Genomic DNA, 17,450 nt, shown 5'->3' on the forward strand with positions numbered 1-17,450 from the left:
AAAGCAAGTTACATACATCGTGCATTTCCACCAAACATGCCAAGAGAAATACTTGGCATGTTGGTTACGATTAGTTTTGGTTTTTTAGGTGTTGTTAAGATTTGACATACCAACTATTTGTGTTGGTATGGTCTAAATCAATTCTCGATGTTAATACTCAATACAAACATTCTTAGGCTCTGTAAAGAAATCTAAGGCTTCAAAACCGCCTTCACGACCTACACCACTGTCTTTTACACCGCCAAAAGGTGTGCGTAAATCTCTATTTAACCAGGTGTTTACCCATACTATTCCTGCATCTATCTCTTGCGTCATGCGCATAGTTCGCGATAGGTCGTTAGTCCATAGAGTAGCGCTTAGTCCATATTTAGTGCCGTTTGCGAGTTCCAGTGCGTGCGCCTCATCAGTAAATGGCATTATGGTAACGACTGGTCCAAAGATTTCTTCTTGGTTCAATTTGCAGTCGTTAGAGCTTACTTCTATAACGGTAGGTTCTAGATAATAGCCGCCCTCAAAATTTGCTACAGTTACACGATTTCCGCCAGTTAAGATGGTGTAATTTTTAGGTTCTGCTTTTGCTAGAGCGAGATACTCCTCAATCTTTTCTCTATGGCTAGCACTTACCACAGCACCAACTTTGGTGTTAGATTGCTCTGGATGACCTACGGTTAATTTCTTAATACGATTGACAAAATCTGTTTTAAATCGCTCGTAAATATCTTGTTGTACAAAAATACGGCTACCACAAAGACATATCTGACCTTGGTTAGCAAAGGAAGATCGTACCGTAGTGTCTAACATTTTATCATAATCACAGTCGGCAAAGATGAGGTTGGGATTCTTACCGCCTAATTCTAGAGACAGTTTCTTAAACATGGGTGCAGCAGTTCTTGCGATGTGCGCTCCAGTAGTCGTGCCGCCAGTAAAACTGATCGCCTTGATGTGTGGATGTGTGACTATGGCCTGACCACAACTGGCGCCATTTCCATGGACTATATTTAAAACACCAGCTGGTAATCCTGCTTTTTTTACAATCTCGCCGAGTAAGTAAGCTGTCGCAGGAGTGACCTCACTAGGTTTTGCAACCACACAATTCCCAGCAGCAATTGCAGGAGCAATTTTCCAAGAAAAAAGATACAAGGGCAAATTCCATGGAGAGATGCAACCCACGACTCCTATAGGTTTACGTAGCGTATAATTTATGGTGTTCTTACCTATACTTTCATGGGATTTGCTCGCATATTGAGTAATCGCATTACCGTAAAACCTGAAGTTAGAAGACGCTCGCGGTATGTCCACAGCTTTTGCCAGCCATAAAGGTTTTCCATTATCACGACTTTCTGCAGCGGCTAGTTGCTCTATGTTTTCTTCAATTAGGGTTGCAATGCGCAACATGATTTTAGAACGCTCATCAATTGTAGTATTCGACCATAATGGAAAAGTCGCTTTTGCTGCCTGATATGCCTTTTCTACATCGTCTTCATTTGAATTAGGAATCTCTCCATATATTTTTCCAGTTGCAGGTTCATAATTATCCAGCCAAAATCCTGATAAAGGAATTTGCTCTTCGTTATTGATGAAGTTGGTAATATCCATGTAGTGTCGTAATTGGTTTTTTAAATATCCTTTGATAAAGAAATTTAGAGTTTAAAGATATGGAAAAGGTTTTTTGTGATTCCGCTTTCGCGAAAGCGGTATAACAATAACTATTAATCACATTATGAATTATATCTTTGTAAAATGCTTACACCACTATCAGAACAGGAATTACACCAGCTGGCGATGAATATCGTAGGGAAAGAAATGGAAGAATTGGGATATGAGTTTTTATCCATTAACTCTAAACCTAAAAAAGATCCACAGTTTGTGGCTTTAAAGGATAAATTTCTTCATTTTGTTGTGGTACGTGCGGTTACTTATCCTGCAAATCCGGTTCATTATGATGAGAAATTACTTCATATGATGCGCGATCATGGTAAAAAGTATAAAGCACGAACTTATTATGCTGGTGTAGGACTGGCTAACTCTCGTAATTATGAAATGCCTGTACATCATCAAGATGATTATGTGGTGAATTTTGCAGGTTTAATAGAAATTAAATGAAAAACGTCTTACTAGTATCGTGTTTATTATTGCTTTTTTCTTGTAAAGAAAAAAAAGCTGATGTTGTACGCCCAGAACCACAACAATTTGTAGGTAATGCTATAGGGACTACGTATTCTATAAAATTATTTGCAGACGATCAGATTAATGTTGAAAAAGATGTAGATAGTATTATTACTATGTTCAATAATTCTATGAGTACCTGGGTAAAGGGTTCTCTTATAAATAGAATCAACGCTGGAGAAGATAGTGTGCTGGTAGGGAAACCTTTTAAAGAGGTGTTTGAGCAAGCACAAGAGGTGTATCGCAAGACTGATGGATACTTTGATCCTACGGTTGGGAATCTGGTAAATGCATATGGTTTTGGAGCAAATGGAGAGCAAGAGGTTATACCGTCACAAAAGAAAATAGACAGCCTTAAACAATATGTAGGTTTTTATAAAATGTCTATAGTACCTACTACGGTTAAAGATTCTTTTTATATCAAATCTGACCAGAAAGGAATGTATCTAGAGTTTAATGCTATTGCCAAAGGTACACTGGTGGATTACATGGCACGGTTACTAGATGAAAAAGGAGTTAACGATTATCTAGTAGAGGTAGGCGGTGAGGTGGTGACTAAGGGTATGAATTTACAACGTGATGGTAAATGGTCTATAGGAATAGATGATCCTAAACAAAAACATGATGAGCGCGTTTACGTTACGGTCGTAGAGTTGTCTAATAAAGCTATGGCTGGTAGTGGTAATTACCGCAAGTTTAAAAAAGACCCTAAAAGCGGACAAGAATTTGTGCACACTGTTAACCCTATAACAGGTAAAGCACAGCCTAGTGAGGTGTTAGGAGTGAATGTAATAGCTAACAACTGCACTCTAGCAGACGGATATGCAACAGCTTTTATGGCCATGCCACTAGAAAAATCTCGTGAATTATTGAAAAACTTAAAAGACCTAGAGGTAGTTATAATGTATACTGATGGTTATGGCTTGCTACGCTTTGAAGTAACGCCAGGTTTTCAAAGTTATGTGAAGCAGGCTGGTAAGTAGTTTTCATTTCTCTAAGGGTAGAATTAATTCTACTCTTGAGGAAAAGGTATCTTAGAATAGGAGATTACTTCTTTACCACAGGAATTAACTCGCCAGACGCTAGTCTATAGCGATCTACTTGTTTTGCGCCTAATTCTTTAGTGTAATCTACAGCGTCTACTATAAATCCTATGTGATCTAGACGTTCAAAATAATCCATTCCGTATACGCGCACGTGATCGTACTGTCCAAAAATGCGAGCACGTTCTTTACGGTCTGTAATAGAATCGTCTTCAAAGGTTTCTTCTCGATCATTTTCTAATGGTATTTGCAAGATCGCAGTACCGCTAGGTTTAAGAACTCGGTAGATTTCTTGCATCGCTGTCTGATCATCTGTAATGTGTTCTAAAACGTGATTACAAAGAATAAAATCAAACTCATTATCAGCAAATGGCAGGTTACAGATATCTGCATGAACATCAGCTAATGGAGAGTTGAGGTCTGTTGTGGTGTAATCTATAGTTTTGCTTTCCTTGAACAATTTATAAAAACATTGCTCTGGAGCAAAGTGTAATAACTTTTGAGGTCTTGTAAGTAAATCGGTTTTGTGTTTTAAGTACAGCCATAACAATCTATGGCGTTCTAAAGAAAGCGTAGATGGAGATAATACATTTTCACGCACACTTTCATAACCATAAGGTAAGAAGCTCTTAAAAGTTTTTCCATCGATAGGGTCTTCATATCGATCACCACGATACCACCAAGCGATTAGTGGACGCACATAGTAACTTAAACTTATAAGCCAAGGTCTAGGGATGAGGTTGAGAAAGAATTTGAAGAGGCGTTTCATATGTTGTCATTCCGCAACTGAAGCGGAATCTGTTTTTAATATCGCATTATTCTTAGTGTTCTGAAATCTTCTTCCCAACGCTAAAAACTGTGATTTCTTTTTCCTTCTACTCTTTAAGACTTCCACCTATAAGGATCTTCCTCATTTGAAGTAATCCCTAACACCTCATAAATATAATCAAATGTACTTAGTAAGCGAGGCTCTCCATCTACTATAGCAACATCGTGTTCAAAATGTGCACTAGGTTTTTTATCTCTAGTGGTAATGGTCCAGCCATCAGGATGGTGTTTTATGTTTTTTGTTCCTAGGTTAATCATAGGCTCTATAGCAACCGTCATTCCTTCTACAAACTTTTTACCGCGACCACGTTTACCGTAATTAGGCATTTGTGGATCTTCATGCATTACTCGACCTAATCCATGACCTACCAGTTCACGTACTACTCCATAACCGAAGGATTCACAATAATCTTGAATCGCATAACCTACATCTCCTACACGTTTTCCTACTCTTAGTTGGTCTATACCTAAATAAAGAGAGTTCTTTGTGCGGTCTAATAAATCTTGAGTTTCTTGTGGTACATCACCTACCGTAAAGGTATAGGCATGATCACCATAAAAACCGTCTACTATAGCGCCACAGTCTATTGAAAGAACGTCACCTTCTTTGATGGCTACTTCTTTAGGTATACCATGTACCACTTCTTCATTAGGAGAAATAAGCAACGTGCTAGGACAATCGTACAACCCTTTAAAACCAGGGATTGCGCCATTATCACGTATGTATTGCTCTGCAAGTGTGTCTAGTCTAAGCGTGGTTACACCAGGCTTAATTTCGGCAGCAATCATACCTAAGGTTTTACTTACCATTAACGCCGCACGACGCATGATTTCTAACTCTTCTTTATTCTTTGTAACGATCATAATCTATAGAAAGTGGCAAAGGTAGTTATTATCAAATCATTGGTCAATAAAGTAAGACGTTATCAAAAGTATTACAATGGTCTATTTCTCTCATTTTTCTGTAAATTCGCTAGATGGATATCAACTTAAAAGACAAAACTGCTCTCGTTTGTGGAAGCAGTACCGGAATAGGAAGAGAAACTGCAATACAGTTTGCTCAAGCAGGTGCACGAGTAATTTTGCTAGCGCGCAATCCTAATAAATTACAAGAAGTTCTTAGTGAATTAGACACAAGTAAACGCAATGATCATGCTTTTCTTGTGGCCGACTTTTCTGATTTTAAAGAAGTAGAGGATGTAGTTTCCGCTTTCGCGAAAGCGAACCCTATACATATTATAGTAAACAATACAGGCGGTCCTGCACCAGGATTCTTAATCGATGCAGAAGTTGATGCGTTAGAACAAGGCTTTACACAACATGTAAAATGCAACCAAGTATTGATCAAAGCCTGCGCGACGGGAATGAAAGAAGCTGGTTATGGAAGAGTAATTAATGTGATCTCTACAAGTGTAAAAGCACCTATAGAGTTCTTAGGAGTTTCTAATGTGATACGCGGAGCAGTGGCAAGTTGGGCAAAAACATTGGCGACTGAATTAGGACCTTTTGGAATCACGGTTAATAATGTATTGCCAGGATTTACCGCAACCGATAGACTTGATAAAATCATTGCAGGAAAAGCACAAAGAGCAGGACACAGTGAAGAACAAGCTGCCGAAATCATGAAAAACTATGTGCCAGCAAGAAGATTTGCAGCGCCAGAAGAAGTGGCAAATGCGATTACTTTTCTAGCCAGCGATAAGGCAGGCTACATTAACGGTATTAATTTACCGGTAGATGGTGGAAGGACGAAGAGTTTGTAGGATGAAGTTATGCATCAAGTAGGTTTTTAACCACAATAAAGAGATTTAATTTGATTTTTGCTTTAAAAATAGGAGGAACAATTCTAAGTGTAGTATTAGCAATAGTATTTATGTTGCATAAATCTTTTAATAATGACAAGGTATTTAATGATTCTATAGATGAAGCTGTAGAGCAAAGGAAAAACATGAAAGTCACTTGGGAAGAGTTTTATGAGTTCTTTCTCAAACGAGGTTTTAAAAGAAATGAAATACAAATTATAAAAGAAGCAATTCAAGAATATTCTAAAGTTGCCGGAATTATGATTGTTCCGCAAGATGATTTGTATTATGATTTAAAGGTAGATTCTACTGACGAAGATGATGATAAAATTATGATCCGAATATCTAAAAAGTTGCAATTAGCACCTTATTCAGAAGGAGAGTTAATAGATAACAATATATCTACAGTGCAAAATCTGTTCGAATACATTAGATTAAAACAACGACAGTTAAAAGCTAGCAACGAGACGTTATTTTTAAATAAGTAATTATTTTAAATCCATACAGACTAATAATTTAATACAACTAAACAGCCATGAATAAAAAACTACGCATTAACGGTCACTCACATTTACTACCATATCCAGAGCAAATTCCAGATTTCATGCGTGAGAAAGGGATTTTTTGGGTAGATCCTGAGCGTAAGAATATGTTGCAAAAAGGCTGGTCTCGTCCTGTAACTGATTCTAGTTTCTTTCTAGATGAAAAGCTAGAGTGGATGGATAAGTATAAACTAGACCACGCGGTTATTTTAAATTTAAGTCAGCTGTATGGAAATGGTTTGCGTCTAGAAGAGATGAAACAAGCTTTACGTTTTCAAAACGATTTTAATGCAAAAATACAGCACGACCATCCTTCAAAATTCACAAGTGGTTTTGTAGTACACCCAGGTTATGTGCGTGGAGCGTTGTGGGAAATAGAGCGTTGTGTGAAAGTTCTAGGGATGAAGTTACTTTGTCTGCCTACTCACTACATGGATACTATAGGACAGTGGCGATGTATTTTTGATGAAGAAAACGAGCCTATTTTTGAGCTAGCTAGTGAACTTAATCTTGCAGTAGAGATACATCCTTATGATGGTGAGAAATTTATAAAACTACAGAATACATCATGGCGTTTTCATTTAATATGGATGCTAGCACAATGTGCAGATGCTTATCATTTCTTAACTCTTAATGGATATGCGTTTAAATATCCTGGTATGCGTATATGTTTTGCACATGGTGGACAACTAGCGCAAATGAATCTAGGACGTAGGATTCAAGGCTTCGACGGTAGACCAGATTTATTTGAAGGAAAAACGCATCCTAGAAAATCTGTAGGTCATCCTAATATTTTCTTTGATACTCTAGTGCATGACACCGGTTCTTTAAAATTACTGGTAGAAAATCAAGGAGCAAAACAGGTTCTTGTTGGTCTAGATGATCCATACCCATTGGGAGAAATGGATAGTGAAAAACAGAGTTCTTATCCAGGTAAAATTATTGATCTAGCTATAGAACGTGATATCATCTCTCCAGCACAAGCAGATGATATGTGGGACGAACATGTAGTACGATGGCTTTTTGGGAGTGATGAAGCAGCAAAAAAAGCTTTTTATGAACGTGTAAGGAGTTAGATTTTTACAACACTCTATGTAGGATATGAATTTAATGGACAGATTAAGATATATTTTTATCTTGAAACTAGTTTAAATCCTATTTTTGCAACTTAATTAAGAATAAATGGATTACGTAGAAAATATATTAGGTACTATAGGAAATACGCCGCTTGTTAAAATGAACAAACTGGCAAATGATGTTCCTGCATTAGTACTTGCAAAGTATGAAACCTTTAACCCAGGAAACTCGGCTAAAGACCGTATGGGTTTAAAGATGATAGAAGATGCAGAGGCAGATGGACGTCTAAAACCAGGTGGAACCATTATAGAAGGTACTAGCGGTAATACAGGTATGGGTCTTGCTCTTGCTGCTATTATTAAAGGGTACAAGTTAATATGTGTTCTAAGTGATAAGCAGTCTAATGAAAAGATGGATATTCTTAGAGCTGTAGGTGCTGAGGTGCATGTATGTCCTACTGATGTAGCTCCAGAAGATCCTCAGTCTTATTATTCTACCAGTAAAAGATTAAGTCAGGAAATTCCTAACTCTTGGTATGTAAATCAATATGATAACCCTTCTAATGCACAAGCGCATTATGAGAGTACTGGTCCAGAAATATGGGAACAGACTAAGGGTAAAATAACTCACTTTATTGTAGGTGTAGGAACTGGTGGTACTATAAGTGGAGTAGGTAAATACTTGAAGGAGCAAAATCCTGATGTTAAAATATGGGGTATAGATACGTATGGTTCTGTATTTAAAAAATACCATGAAACAGGTATTTTTGATCAAGACGAGATTTACTCATATGTAACAGAAGGAATAGGTGAAGATATTTTACCTAAAAACGTAGATTTTGATATTATCGATGGCTTTACTAAAGTTACTGATAAAGATGCAGCGGTTTATACACGTAGACTGGCAAAGGAAGAAGGTATGTTTTTAGGAAATAGTGCTGGTGCTGCTATCAAAGGATTAAAGCAAATCCATAAAGAAGTAGGTTTTACTGAAGATGATGTAGTTGTCATTCTTTATCATGATCATGGTAGTCGTTATGTAGGGAAATTCTTTAACGATAACTGGATGAAAGAAAAAGGCTGGTTAAAAGAAGATGGTACGTACCATCCAGATGATAAATAGTAGCTATTAATTAAGATGAATAAAAAACCTCAAAAGCAATCGCTTTTGAGGTTTTCTGTTTTAGCGCAGTTTCTGTAATTTTTAAATAATTGTTATCTTCCCATCATGCAAGAAGATTTTATCCATTACCTATGGAAGTTTAAGAAATTGAGTGGTCAGCAATTACTGACAACAGAAGGAAAGGAGATAAAAATAAAATCATTAGGGACACATAATTTCTTTTCTGGACCAGACTTTTTTAATGGCCGTGTAGAGATAGATGGTCAAGACTGGGCAGGAAATGTAGAAATGCATGTGAAAGCAAGTGACTGGTATGTTCATGGTCACGATGATGACCCTGCATATGATAATGTGATTTTACACGTAGTATGGAATCACGATGCAGAGATTACTAGGCGAGATGGCGTTAATATTCCTGTTCTAGATGTTTCTAAATATGTGAATGAATCGCTTGTGCAATCTTATAGAAAGCTCTTTGTTGTTAAGAATAATCAATTTATAAATTGTGAAAACCAGTGGGCTACGGTAGATTCTTTTTTAAGAGATCAATGGATAGAAAAGCTCTTTTTTGAACGATTAGAATATAAGTCTGATAGAATTAAGCACATGCTAGCCCAAAACAATAACGATTGGGAAGCTGCTTTTTTTCAGCTTTTAGCAAGAAGTTTTGGGACTAAAACTAATGCAGACGCTTTTGAACAACTAGCTAGTAGTATGGAGCAGTCAGTTGTGCGCAAACTTGCTAAGGATGCTTTTCAACTAGAGGCAGCTTTATTGGGTCAGTCTGGATTGCTAGATGAGGTAAAGAAAGATGGTTATTATAAAGAGTTGGTTGATGAGTACGCTTTCGCGAAAGCGAAACACTTATTAAAACCTTCTTTAACACCTATGAAGTTTTTTAGATTGCGACCGGCAAATTATCCTACCGTGCGCATTTCACAACTTGCGATGTTGTATCAACGCAATCCTATGCTTTTTGGAGAGATTTTGCTTGCTAGAACTAGATCAGACATTCATGAACTATTTGATATAAAAGCTTCTAAATATTGGGATAGTCATCATGTTTTTGATAAGGAAACAGAGGTGCGAGAAAAAATACTCACTGCCGATTTTATAGATCTTTTAATTATAAATTGTATCGTGCCCATTAAATTTATGCAAGCCAGGTTTATAGGAAAAGATAAGACTGACGAGCTTCTCGAATTAATGTACGAATTGAAGGCCGAGAAAAATACTGTTGTTTCAGGGTTTAAGAAATTGTTTAAAATAGATAGTGCGTTACAAACACAATCTTTACTACAATTAAAGTCTAGTTATTGTGATGTCAATAAATGTTTGAGTTGCGATATAGGTGTGGCGTTATTGAGAAATTAACCTGATCTAGTTAATTTTTTAAAGCTTTGAAAATTTATGATCTCGATTGATTAAATTTACAGCATGAAAATAGTTACTTATATACGCACATTAATGGAGAAATACGGATTTTACGTATCTTCTCGTGTGGCGGATAAGTTAGGAATGAAAGCACGTAGCGTGCGTATTACTTTTATTTATTTCACGTTTGCAACCTTAGGTGCTGGATTTGCTGTGTATTTAATTATGGCTTTTTGGCTTAAAATTAAAGACCTTATTTATACAAAACGTAGTTCTGTATTTGATCTTTAAAAATGATGACAGTTGCATAATAAATTAAAAATAGCTTTTGCTTTATTGCTTTTTATGCTTTCTGTAGGCGTAATAGGTTTTAAAATAATAATGGATCTGTCATGGATAGATGCGTTATATATGACTGTAATAACGATAACTACTGTAGGGTATAGAGAGCTGCAAGAGCCTACGTCATCTGATAAGTTGTTTATTACTGGTTTTATTCTTTTCAGTGTGATTACTGTGGGTTATGCGCTGGCTGTGATTACAGAGTATTTACTGTCCACAAATAGTTTAGCAGAATTGAGTAAGAAAAGAAAAAATAAACATTTAAATTCTATGGAGAATCACATTATAATTTGTGGGTATGGTCGTAATGGAAAACAAGCCGTTCAGAAATTACAGGATTATAATAGAGAGTTTATAATTATAGAAAAGGACCAGCAGGTAATTGATGACTGTTCTTTAGACCGAATAAACTTTGTAAGAGGTAATGCAAATGATGATGACGTGCTTACTAAAGCAGGTATCAATAGAGCTTCTACTTTAATTACTGCGCTGCCAGAAGATGCAGATAATCTTTTTGTGGTGCTGAGTGCACGACAATTGAACGAGGATTTGAAAATTATATCTCGCGCTAGTGAAGAGAATTCTTATAAAAAATTAAAATTTGCTGGTGCAAATAATGTAATATTACCTGATGCTATAGGGGGGCAACACATGGCTTCCTTAATTGTTAGTCCTGATTTGATTGAATTTTGGGATAAATTAAGTTACGGAGGTAATGATGGAGTAAATCTTGAACAGGTTTCTTTTGAGCAAATGTTTGATGATATTAAAGATTGCCCCATTGTTAAACTAAATCTAAGGGAACAAACAGGTTGTACGATTATAGGTTATAAATCTCCACAAGGAGATTATATTGTAAACCCAGATCCTAATCAAAAATTAGTTCCAGGCTCAAAAATTATAGTTGTAGGTAATACAGAGCAGATTTCCAGACTGCAAAAAGTGTACAGAATTAACAATGACGTAACATAAATAGCTGTAAAGCTTTCAAAAAGCAAGATTTTTGTGCATCTTGCTGACTTAACCATTTAATGTATTTAAAGTTATACTTCATGAATAAATTATTTCTTAGTTTAATAATTTTCACATTTTTCTCTCAATTAGGTTTTTCTCAATTAAAAGTGTCTCACAACATCACCGATGATTCTAGTGAGATAGAGACAGCTGTTATAGATATAAATGTAGAAGGAGGAGCGGCTCCATACAAATATTATTGGTCTGAAAAGAATATTGATACTTCTACAAAAACCGTAAAAAACGCAAAAGAAGGTAAAGAATACTCTGTAAGAGTAGAAGATGCTGCAGGTTTAACTGGTGAGCTAGCCTTTGAAGTGCCAGCAGAGTCTATCCCTGAAAAAATGAGTGCAGCATTTGCACCGATTGTAGGATTTATGGATGAATACTTTTTCTTTGATCCTTTTTACTCTTTAGGACTGTATGATAATCAGGTTAAGGATGCTAATGGCGACATAGTTCTAAACCCTAACGGTACGGTAAAGACTATAAAGTTGCCATTCATGGTAATCTGGTTAATTCTAGGAGCAGTGTTTTTTACTATTCGTTTTGGTTTTATCAATATACGTGGTATCAAGCATTCTTTAAGACTAGTGCGTGGTAAGTATGATGAGGCAGATGCTAAAGGTGAGGTTACGCACTTCCAAGCTCTTGCAACAGCAGTATCTGGAACAGTAGGATTAGGTAATATAGCAGGTGTAGCAGTAGCTATTTCTACAGGTGGTCCAGGAGCAACATTCTGGATTATTCTTGCAGGTTTGTTGGGTATGTCCTCTAAATTTATAGAATGTACCCTAGGTGTAAAATATAGAACGGTTGCAGAAGATGGAAGTATATCTGGTGGGCCAATGGAATATCTTAAGAAAGGATTTGCTGAGAAAGGTCTAGGAGGTTTAGGAAAAGGACTTTCTGTTCTTTATGCGCTTATTATTATGCTTGCGGCATTTGCAGCAGGATCAATGTTTCAGGCAAATCAAGCAACTGCTCAATTAGCTAGTGTTACTGGGTTAGAAGGAAATGCAAAGACTTATATAGGAATAGGTATCGCAGTTCTTGTAGGTATTGTCATCGTTGGTGGCCTTAAAGGTATTGCCAAAGTAACCGATAAAGTAGTGCCGTCCATGGCTGGTTTATACATATTAATGTGTTTGATAGTAGTTATTGCAAATATTGCGAATATAGGTGATGCTTTTTCACAAATTATAGGAGGTGCCTTTGAAGCAGATGCGATGTATGGTGGCTTCTTAGGTGTTCTAGTTTTAGGATTCCAAAGAGCAGCTTTCTCAAATGAAGCAGGTTTAGGTTCCGCATCAATTGCTCACTCTGCTGCAAAAACAAAACATCCGGTTGCCGAAGGTTTTGTGGCGCTTCTTGAGCCATTTATTGATACGGTTGTCGTTTGTACACTTACAGCATTAGTATTGATTTTTACAGGTACTGGTATTACAGATGGTGCTACAGAAACTGGATCTGCTCTTACGGCAGTAGCTTTCTCTAAAGTGATTCCTTATGCAGATGTGTTGTTGACTATCGCAATATTTTTGTTTGCATTCTCTACTATTTTGACTTGGTCCTATTATGGTACTAAAGCGGCACAGAGTTTATTTGGTCAGAAAAAGATCGTAGAAGCAGTCTTTAAAGTAGTATTCTTACTTACTGTTATCTTAGGGGCTTCTATAGGTTTAGGTGCGGTAATAGATTTTGCAGACATGATGTTCCTTACTCTTGCTATTCCTAACCTTATCGGTTTATACATGATGTCAGGTGGAGTTGCAAAAGATCTCAAAACTTATTTTGCTAAAGTAAAATCTGGAGAAATACCACAGACTAAATAAAACATACTTATTTTGAATAATATAAAATCCCTCTTTGCATTTGATAGAAGTCAGCAAAGAGGGATTTTTATATTATTACTATTTATCATATTAGTTGTTGCTGGTCTCTATTATATTAGAACCTTACCGCCTGATCCACTCGTACTAGATAACGTTTCTTCATATCAACATAGGGTAGATTCATTAAAAAGAATCCAACAAAGTAGAAGAGATACTATTTATCCTTTTAACCCTAATTATATAACTGACTATAGAGGTTATAAATTAGGTCTTAGTGTAGAAGAGATAGATCGATTGCACCGCTTTCGCGAAAGCGGAAAATGGGTAAACTCTAAGAAAGATTTTCAAAAAGTAACCCAAGTTAGTGATCAATGGCTGGATAGTATATCGCCATATTTTAAATTTCCTGAATGGGTTACAAATCCTAAAAAGAATACTTATAAAACTTTTGTACCTTATAAAGATCGTAAAGTAGTCGCTGCAAATATTAACCTAGCCTCTCAAGATCAACTTAAAAAGGTTTATGGAATAGGTCCAGCCCTTTCTGGGAGAATTATTAAAGAAAGAGATCGACTTAAGGGTTTTATAGATATCTCTCAAGTTAGAGGTGTCTATGGCCTTACCGATTCTACTATGGTGCAATTAAAGAAGCATTTTTATGTCACAGCTCCGGTTGGTTTTAAGAAAATAGCATTAAATACCGCTACCGACGAACAGTTGTTAGCTATTCCTTATTTTGACGACTACCTAGTTGATAAACTAATGGAACAAAGGACGTTGCGCGATGGATTTAAATCTTGGGATAAAGTGATGTTAACATCTAGATTTCCACAAGAAAAATTAGCATTAATTCAACTATATTTGACATTAGATTAAAATAATCAGTTGTAACTGAGAATATCGCATTTAAAATTATGTTTTAAGTGTTTTTCTATAATCATATAGTACTTAATTTATGTATTCAAAATATTTCACTGAAGAGCATGACGCCTTCAGACAAAGTTTTAGAGACTTTCTTAATAAAGAAGCTGTTCCACATATTGATAGATGGGAAGAAACAGGAAAGATAGATCGAGAGATTTTCCAAAAAATGGGAGAGATGGGCTATTTCGGTCTTTACTATCCAGAAGAATATGGTGGTCTAGATCTAGATTTCTTTTATACAGTGATATTCTTAGAAGAAATGCAACGCATTAATTCAGGTGGTTTTGCAGCAGCTATGTGGGTGCAAGCTTTCCTAGGTGCACAACACTTACTTAAAGAAGGAGATGAGCGTATAAAACAAGAATACCTTGTTCCTACGTTAACAGGAGAGAAAATAGGATGTCTAGGTATTACAGAGCCATTCGGTGGTAGTGATGTTGCAGGAATGAGAACCACTGCTGTTAAAGATGGTGATCATTATATCATTAACGGCTCAAAAACATTTATTACTAACGGTGTTTATAGTGACTACTTGGTAATCGCTGCAAAAACTGATGTAGATGCAAAAGGTAGAGGTATCTCTATTTTTGTTATGGATCGTGAGACGCCAGGGATAAGTGCTACTAAACTTAATAAATTAGGATGGAGAGCAAGTGATACAGGAGAGATAGGTTTTGATAATGTGCGTATTCCTGCTGCAAACCTTATGGGTGAAGAAGGAAAAGGATTTCCTTATATCATGCAGCACTTTGCACTAGAGCGTCTTATTATGGGTATTAACTCTCATGCAAGAGCAGAGTATGCTCTAGAGTACACTGCGCAATACATGAAAGAACGTACGGCCTTCGGTACTACTATTGATAAATTCCAGTCTTTACGTCACGGTATGGCAGATATGTATAGTGAGGTAGAGATGGCAAAAAACTTTAATTACTCCATTTCAGAGCAATTAGATAAAGGACTTTATCCTGTAAAAGAGGCTAGTATGTCTAAGTTGGTTTCTACAAAAATCGCTGACGAGGTCATTTATAAGTGCCTTCAGTATCTAGGAGGTTATGGTTACATAGAAGAATATCCACTCGCGAGAATGTGGAGAGATAGTCGTCTAGGCCCTATCGGTGGTGGTACTAGTGAGATCATGCGCGAGATTATTGCAAAAATGATGTTGGACGGTAAAGATTATAAACCAGCAGCAAAGTAGGTTGAGGGTTACGCTTTCGCGAAAGCAAAAAATAAATAAATATCTAATAAAATAAAGTTCTTTGAGATTGTAAAATAATATGTACTTTTGCGATCCCAAAGAAAGGAGGTGATGACACTATGTTAATAATACCAGTTAAAGACGGAGAAAATATCGATAGAGCTCTAAAGCGTTTCAAAAGAAAATTTGATCGTACAGGCAAGATGCGTGAACTACGTAGAAGACAGCAGTTTAATAAACCGTCTGTTGTAAAACGTGCTCGCAACATCAAAGCAGCTTACATTCAAGGACTTCGTGACGCAGAGAACATCTAGAGAATTTCTTCTTTAGAATATCATACCGCTAGTTGTAAATTTATACATTTACAGCTAGCGGTTTTTTTATGCATATAGAATCATATATAGAGTATTTACAGTATGAGAAGAATTATTCATCTCACACCATATCGGCTTATAAGAAAGACTTAAGCCTTTTCCTGTTGTATGTAGAAGAGCAAGGAGTAGTTTCTGTGGTGGATGTCGTTTATAACGATATTAGAAGTTGGGTGACTGGCTTGTTAGAAAATGGTGACTCCCATAGAACGGTTAATCGTAAAATGTCTTCTATAAAATCTTATTTTAAGTTTCTTCTTAAAATAGGAGAGCTGACTGTTGATCCGTCTAGTTTATATAAAAGCCTGAAGGTTGCAAAAAAAATTCAAGTTCCTTTTTCCATAAATGAAGTATTAAAATTATTAGATTCTCCTTATGATGAAAATCATTTTGAACAATCTCGAGATTTTTTAATGATAGAGTTGTTGTATGCGACTGGAATAAGGAGAGATGAGTTGATTAACCTGAAAATACCTGATGTCGATTTAATACGTGATCAGATAAAAGTAACTGGTAAAAGGGATAAGCAGCGCATAATACCGTTAGTTCATTCCATTAAAAATCACTTAGAGAAGTATTTAGGTTTAAGAAGTGTTGTCGCTGTCTCTGGTGTAAATGAATTGTTTGTTACTTCTAAAGGAATTAAAGTCTATCCAAGCCTTGTGTATCGCGTTATAAAATCATATTTTAGTAAGGTATCTTTGAAGGTAAAGATAAGCCCGCATGTTTTGAGACATACATTTGCTACGCATTTGTTAGATCATGGTGCAGATTTAAATGCTGTGAAAGAATTATTGGGGCATACTAGTCTGTCATCTACGCAAATTTATACGCATAGTAGTATGGCTGTGTTAAAAGGGGTTTATGGTAATGCTCATCCTAGATCAAAAAAATAATTAATTTAAAACCTATTTATTATGAAGGTAAACACGCAAGCAGTAAATTTTGATGCAGATGCTTCACTAATTGATTTTACTCAAAAGAGATTAGATAAGTTAGAGCAATTTTATAATAAGATCATAAATGCAGATGTATATCTAAAAGTGCAGAAGACATCAGCTCCAGAAAATAAGATAGCTGAAATTAGAATATTTGTACCAGGAGATGATATGGTGGTAAAAAAAACATGTAAAACTTTTGAGCAGTGTATCGACGAGTGTGCCGCGTCTTTAGAGAGACAATTGAAAAAGCGCAAAGAAAAATTAGCTGAACATTAAAAAAAAATCAAAAAAAAGTTTGGTCAATTAAAAAATAGACTTACATTTGCACTCCGTTAGAAATAACGAACTTTTTTAGAAATGAGAAAGTGTCAAAAGCCGATGTAGCTCAGCTGGCTAGAGCAGCTGATTTGTAATCAGCAGGTCGTGGGTTCGAGTCCCTCCATCGGCTCTTTTGAAATAACAAATCTTAATTGATTTGTAGGGGAGATACTCAAGCGGCCAACGAGGACGGACTGTAACTCCGTTGGGAAACCTTCGCAGGTTCGAATCCTGCTCTCCCCACTATATTATCTGAAAAGATAATTTGAAATATTGAATACCTTTTAGTTGTAAAACTAATAAATGCGAGAGTAGCTCAGTTGGTAGAGCGTCAGCCTTCCAAGCTGAATGTCGCCAGTTCGAACCTGGTCTCTCGCTCTAAAATATTAAACTCTATTTTTATTTGAGTTTAAAGTCAAGTTGTCCATTCCTTATGAAGGGGTTTTGCCGGTGTAGCTCAGGGGTAGAGCGTTTCCTTGGTAAGGAAGAGGTCACGAGTTCAAATCTCGTCATTGGCTCTGTAAGATAAAAATAGGTCTCAATAGAGGCC

The 17,450-nt window shown here is 36.3% G+C and carries 18 protein-coding genes and 4 tRNA genes; 19 read left to right on the forward strand and 3 right to left on the reverse strand.

Annotation, left to right across the window (positions count from 1 at the left end; genetic code table 11):
* Positions 1–150 precede the first annotated feature (150 nt).
* Entirely contained in the window at positions 151–1,596 is a 1,446-nt protein-coding gene (locus LY01_RS04895; RefSeq protein WP_104514663.1) for an aldehyde dehydrogenase, read from the reverse strand.
* A 144-nt stretch (positions 1,597–1,740) separates the two neighbouring features.
* Here LY01_RS04895 and LY01_RS04900 point away from each other — a divergent pair, with 144 nt between their 5' ends.
* Positions 1,741–2,103 carry a Na(+)-translocating NADH-quinone reductase subunit F gene (locus LY01_RS04900; RefSeq protein WP_104514664.1) on the forward strand — a complete coding sequence of 121 codons (363 nt, stop codon included), beginning with the start codon at positions 1,741–1,743 and terminating at the stop codon, positions 2,101–2,103.
* Positions 2,100–3,149, forward strand: coding sequence for an FAD:protein FMN transferase (locus tag LY01_RS04905; RefSeq protein ID WP_104514665.1), 1,050 nt, complete (start codon positions 2,100–2,102; stop codon positions 3,147–3,149). The genes LY01_RS04900 and LY01_RS04905 overlap by 4 nt, the downstream gene beginning before the upstream one ends.
* A gap of 64 nt (positions 3,150–3,213) precedes the next feature.
* Here LY01_RS04905 and LY01_RS04910 read toward each other — a convergent pair whose 3' ends face one another.
* Positions 3,214–3,978, reverse strand: coding sequence for a class I SAM-dependent methyltransferase (locus LY01_RS04910; protein WP_104514666.1), 765 nt, complete (start codon positions 3,976–3,978; stop codon positions 3,214–3,216).
* Between the two features lie 113 nt (positions 3,979–4,091).
* Entirely contained in the window at positions 4,092–4,901 is an 810-nt protein-coding gene (gene map / locus LY01_RS04915; protein WP_104514667.1) for a type I methionyl aminopeptidase, read from the reverse strand.
* A 113-nt stretch (positions 4,902–5,014) separates the two neighbouring features.
* Between map and LY01_RS04920 the strand changes: the two genes are divergently transcribed.
* From LY01_RS04920 to LY01_RS05000, 17 genes are all read left to right on the forward strand, one after another.
* Entirely contained in the window at positions 5,015–5,800 is a 786-nt protein-coding gene (locus LY01_RS04920) for an SDR family oxidoreductase (protein ID WP_104514668.1), read from the forward strand.
* A gap of 110 nt (positions 5,801–5,910) precedes the next feature.
* On the forward strand, positions 5,911–6,327 hold the full coding sequence (locus LY01_RS04925) for a hypothetical protein (protein ID WP_146080368.1): 417 nt from the start codon (positions 5,911–5,913) through the stop codon (positions 6,325–6,327).
* A gap of 47 nt (positions 6,328–6,374) precedes the next feature.
* Positions 6,375–7,457, forward strand: coding sequence for an amidohydrolase family protein (locus LY01_RS04930; protein WP_104514670.1), 1,083 nt, complete (start codon positions 6,375–6,377; stop codon positions 7,455–7,457).
* Positions 7,458–7,563: 106 nt separating this feature from the next.
* Positions 7,564–8,580: a PLP-dependent cysteine synthase family protein gene (locus LY01_RS04935; RefSeq protein WP_104514671.1), complete on the forward strand. Its 1,017-nt coding sequence runs from the start codon at positions 7,564–7,566 to the stop codon at positions 8,578–8,580.
* Between the two features lie 105 nt (positions 8,581–8,685).
* The gene (locus LY01_RS04940; protein WP_104514672.1) at positions 8,686–9,954 is read left to right on the forward strand and encodes a DUF2851 family protein; all 1,269 of its coding nucleotides are present in this window, start codon (positions 8,686–8,688) and stop codon (positions 9,952–9,954) included.
* A 63-nt stretch (positions 9,955–10,017) separates the two neighbouring features.
* Complete coding sequence (locus tag LY01_RS04945) at positions 10,018–10,245, forward strand: PspC family transcriptional regulator (RefSeq protein WP_104514673.1); 228 nt, start codon at positions 10,018–10,020, stop codon at positions 10,243–10,245.
* 12 nt (positions 10,246–10,257) lie between these two features.
* Complete coding sequence (locus LY01_RS04950) at positions 10,258–11,268, forward strand: potassium channel family protein (RefSeq protein WP_317044681.1); 1,011 nt, start codon at positions 10,258–10,260, stop codon at positions 11,266–11,268.
* 80 nt (positions 11,269–11,348) lie between these two features.
* Positions 11,349–13,145, forward strand: a complete 1,797-nt coding sequence (locus LY01_RS04955; protein ID WP_104514675.1) for an alanine/glycine:cation symporter family protein — start codon at positions 11,349–11,351, stop codon at positions 13,143–13,145.
* A 12-nt stretch (positions 13,146–13,157) separates the two neighbouring features.
* Entirely contained in the window at positions 13,158–14,021 is an 864-nt protein-coding gene (locus LY01_RS04960; RefSeq protein ID WP_104514676.1) for a helix-hairpin-helix domain-containing protein, read from the forward strand.
* A gap of 79 nt (positions 14,022–14,100) precedes the next feature.
* Positions 14,101–15,270 (forward strand): acyl-CoA dehydrogenase family protein, encoded by a 1,170-nt coding sequence (locus tag LY01_RS04965; protein ID WP_104514677.1) that lies wholly within the window; start codon positions 14,101–14,103, stop codon positions 15,268–15,270.
* Between the two features lie 119 nt (positions 15,271–15,389).
* On the forward strand, positions 15,390–15,584 hold the full coding sequence (rpsU, locus tag LY01_RS04970) for a 30S ribosomal protein S21 (protein WP_104514678.1): 195 nt from the start codon (positions 15,390–15,392) through the stop codon (positions 15,582–15,584).
* Positions 15,585–15,652: 68 nt separating this feature from the next.
* Entirely contained in the window at positions 15,653–16,537 is an 885-nt protein-coding gene (locus LY01_RS04975; RefSeq protein WP_104514679.1) for a tyrosine-type recombinase/integrase, read from the forward strand.
* Positions 16,538–16,558: 21 nt separating this feature from the next.
* On the forward strand, positions 16,559–16,858 hold the full coding sequence (gene hpf / locus LY01_RS04980) for a ribosome hibernation-promoting factor, HPF/YfiA family (RefSeq protein ID WP_104514680.1): 300 nt from the start codon (positions 16,559–16,561) through the stop codon (positions 16,856–16,858).
* Between the two features lie 98 nt (positions 16,859–16,956).
* Positions 16,957–17,030 (forward strand) — tRNA-Thr (locus LY01_RS04985).
* A gap of 32 nt (positions 17,031–17,062) precedes the next feature.
* Positions 17,063–17,143 (forward strand) — tRNA-Tyr (locus tag LY01_RS04990).
* Between the two features lie 62 nt (positions 17,144–17,205).
* A tRNA-Gly gene (locus tag LY01_RS04995) sits at positions 17,206–17,278 on the forward strand.
* Between the two features lie 68 nt (positions 17,279–17,346).
* Positions 17,347–17,418 (forward strand) — tRNA-Thr (locus LY01_RS05000).
* Positions 17,419–17,450: the final 32 nt, after the last annotated feature.

Source organism: Nonlabens xylanidelens (genome assembly GCF_002934445.1).
In the GTDB taxonomy this organism is placed as follows: domain Bacteria; phylum Bacteroidota; class Bacteroidia; order Flavobacteriales; family Flavobacteriaceae; genus Nonlabens; species Nonlabens xylanidelens.

Coding starts and splice junctions, on each gene's coding strand:
- LY01_RS04895 (WP_104514663.1), bottom strand. CDS start 1,596: ATGGATATTACCAACTTCATCAATAACGAAGAGCAAATTCCTTTATCA.
- LY01_RS04900 (WP_104514664.1), top strand. CDS start 1,741: ATGCTTACACCACTATCAGAACAGGAATTACACCAGCTGGCGATGAAT.
- LY01_RS04905 (WP_104514665.1), top strand. CDS start 2,100: ATGAAAAACGTCTTACTAGTATCGTGTTTATTATTGCTTTTTTCTTGT.
- LY01_RS04910 (WP_104514666.1), bottom strand. CDS start 3,978: ATGAAACGCCTCTTCAAATTCTTTCTCAACCTCATCCCTAGACCTTGG.
- map (WP_104514667.1), bottom strand. CDS start 4,901: ATGATCGTTACAAAGAATAAAGAAGAGTTAGAAATCATGCGTCGTGCG.
- LY01_RS04920 (WP_104514668.1), top strand. CDS start 5,015: ATGGATATCAACTTAAAAGACAAAACTGCTCTCGTTTGTGGAAGCAGT.
- LY01_RS04925 (WP_146080368.1), top strand. CDS start 5,911: ATGTTGCATAAATCTTTTAATAATGACAAGGTATTTAATGATTCTATA.
- LY01_RS04930 (WP_104514670.1), top strand. CDS start 6,375: ATGAATAAAAAACTACGCATTAACGGTCACTCACATTTACTACCATAT.
- LY01_RS04935 (WP_104514671.1), top strand. CDS start 7,564: ATGGATTACGTAGAAAATATATTAGGTACTATAGGAAATACGCCGCTT.
- LY01_RS04940 (WP_104514672.1), top strand. CDS start 8,686: ATGCAAGAAGATTTTATCCATTACCTATGGAAGTTTAAGAAATTGAGT.
- LY01_RS04945 (WP_104514673.1), top strand. CDS start 10,018: ATGAAAATAGTTACTTATATACGCACATTAATGGAGAAATACGGATTT.
- LY01_RS04955 (WP_104514675.1), top strand. CDS start 11,349: ATGAATAAATTATTTCTTAGTTTAATAATTTTCACATTTTTCTCTCAA.
- LY01_RS04965 (WP_104514677.1), top strand. CDS start 14,101: ATGTATTCAAAATATTTCACTGAAGAGCATGACGCCTTCAGACAAAGT.
- rpsU (WP_104514678.1), top strand. CDS start 15,390: ATGTTAATAATACCAGTTAAAGACGGAGAAAATATCGATAGAGCTCTA.
- LY01_RS04975 (WP_104514679.1), top strand. CDS start 15,653: ATGCATATAGAATCATATATAGAGTATTTACAGTATGAGAAGAATTAT.
- hpf (WP_104514680.1), top strand. CDS start 16,559: ATGAAGGTAAACACGCAAGCAGTAAATTTTGATGCAGATGCTTCACTA.